Origin of the sequence: Microbacterium sp. HMWF026 (genome assembly GCF_003061325.1) — a bacterium.
Classification (GTDB): domain Bacteria; phylum Actinomycetota; class Actinomycetes; order Actinomycetales; family Microbacteriaceae; genus Microbacterium; species Microbacterium testaceum_E.
In genome coordinates this window covers 1-2,366 of record NZ_QAJB01000175.1, presented here as the reverse complement: position 1 = coordinate 2,366, position 2,366 = coordinate 1, and the positions used below count along the sequence as shown (strand labels likewise).

Sequence of the window (2,366 nt, the reverse complement as noted above, 5' to 3'; positions counted from 1 at the left end):
CGCCACGCCACCGCCCCGGCATCCGCCTCGATCGACCCCGCGCACGCCACCGCCCCGGCATCCGCCTCGATCGAACCCGCGCATGCCACCGCCCCCGTCGCCGACGCGCCCGTGCCGGGCTCGACCCCCGACCCGGCGTTCGACGGCGCCCTCGACGGCACCGAGCCCCACTTCGGCTCGTTCGCCGCCGAACACCTCTCGCCGTCGTTCCCGCAGCGCGCGCCGTGGGGAACGGCCCAGCGCCTGCGCGCCTGGCAGGCCGAGGCGCTCGATCAGTACTTCGGCTCGGACGGCCCCGACGGCGTCGGCAAGGGCCCGCGCGACTTCCTCGCGGCCGCCACCCCCGGCGCCGGAAAGACGACCTTCGCCCTCCGCCTCGCGTCCGAGCTCATGCGCCGCCGCGTCGTGGACCGCATCGTCGTGGTCGCCCCCACCGAGCACCTCAAGACCCAGTGGGCCGAGGCGGCCGCGCGGGTCGGCATCCGTCTCGATCCCTTCTTCTCGAACCGCCACGCCACTCCCTCGCGGCAGTATCACGGCGTGGCCGTCACCTACGCCCAGGTCGCGGTCAAGGCCGAGGTCCATCAGCGGCTGACGATGGATGCCAGGACCCTGGTCATCCTCGACGAGGTGCACCACGGCGGCGACGCGCTCAGCTGGGGCGACGCGCTGCGCGAGGCGTACAACCGCGCCACCCGGCGCCTGCTGCTGTCGGGGACGCCGTTCCGCAGCGACACCGCGCCGATCCCCTTCGTGGAGTACCACCCCAACGCCAAGGGCATCCGCCTCTCGCGCACCGACTACGCGTACGGCTACAAGCGCGCTCTCGAGGACGGTGTGGTGCGCCCCGTCTTCTTCCTCGTCTACGCCGGCCAGATGCGCTGGCGCACCAAGGCCGGGGAAGAGATGGAGGCCCAGCTCGGCCAGGACAACACCAAGGACATCACCTCGCAGGCCTGGCGCACCGCGCTCGACCCGAACGGCGACTGGATCCCCGCGGTCCTGCGCTCCGCGGATCGCCGCCTCACCGAGGTGCGCGAGACGGTCCCGGATGCCGGGGGCCTGGTCATCGCGACCGACCAGACCGCTGCGCGCGCCTACGCCGCCATCCTCGAGGACATCAGCGGAGAGAAGGTCACCGTCGTGCTCTCGGACGAGGCCGAGGCCTCGGGTCGCATCGAGACGTTCTCGAAGGGGACGACGCGCTGGATGGTGGCCGTGCGCATGGTGTCCGAGGGCGTGGACGTCCCGCGCCTCGCCGTCGGCGTCTACGCCACGAGCGCCTCGACCCCCCTGTTCTTCGCTCAGGCCATCGGCCGCTTCGTCCGCGCCCGCCGTCGGGGTGAGACGGCGAGTGTGTTCCTCCCCAACGTCCCGCAGCTTCTCGCCCTCGCCGGCGAGATGGAGGCGCAGCGCGAACACGCCCTCGACCGCGACAGCGACGCGGACGACCAGTGGAACGCCGAAGAAGACATGATGGATGCCGCCGAGCGCGAGGACAAAGCGTCCGACGCACTCGAGCAGGAGTTCGAGTATCAGGCGCTCGGCTCGCTCGCGCACTTCGACCGCGTGATGTTCGACGGGCAGGAGTTCGGTCAGCTCGCCGTGCCCGGGACCATCGAAGAAGAGGAGTTCCTCGGCATCCCGGGTCTTCTCGAGCCCGAGCAAGTGCACGAGGTGCTGATGTCGCGAGCGACGCGGCAGTCGCGCCACCGCTCCTCGCGCGAGGCGAGCGAGAAAGAGAACGGCGTCGAGCCGCCCTCGGTCGACGAGGGCGGGCTGCCCGGTCCCCTGCACCGCACCCTCAAGGAGCAGCGGCAGCTGCTGAACACCATGGTCGGCCTGTACGCCCGCCAGACCGGCGAGCCGCACGGTCTCGTGCACGCCGAGCTGCGTCGACTGTGCGGCGGTCCGGCCGTGTCGCACGCCACCGTGACCCAGCTGCAGGCGCGTATCGACCTGCTGCGCAAGCGCGTCCGCTCCTGACCCGCGCGCGTCCCGCGTCGTACCGGCCTGCCGCGGTCTCGCGAGCGCGCCCCCTCCGTCGGGACCCGGCGACGGCGCGCTCCGCCGGCCCCGCGGCGTCCTGTGTTCGCAAGACTGCAGGCCGCTGACAACTCGGCGACGTGCTGTGATCGCGAGACTGCATGCCGCTGACAACTCGGCGACGCGCTGTGGTCCCGAGACTGCACGCCGCTGACAACTCGGCGACGTGCTGTGATCGCGAGACTGCACGCCGCTGACAACTCGGCGACGCGCTGTGATCGCGAGACTGCACGCCGCTGACAACTCGGCGACATCCTGCAACCGACTTGTCAGCAGGATGCTGTTTCGCCGACGCCGGCGGCGCCGCCGCTGCACGGCGC

The 2,366-nt window shown here is 71.9% G+C and carries 1 protein-coding gene; it reads left to right on the top strand.

Features of this window, described 5'->3' with window-relative positions; translation table 11 throughout:
• Window positions 1-111 precede the first annotated feature (111 nt).
• Window positions 112-1,986, top strand: coding sequence for a DEAD/DEAH box helicase (locus DBR36_RS07445; protein WP_108318249.1), 1,875 nt, complete (start codon window positions 112-114; stop codon window positions 1,984-1,986).
• Window positions 1,987-2,366: the final 380 nt, after the last annotated feature.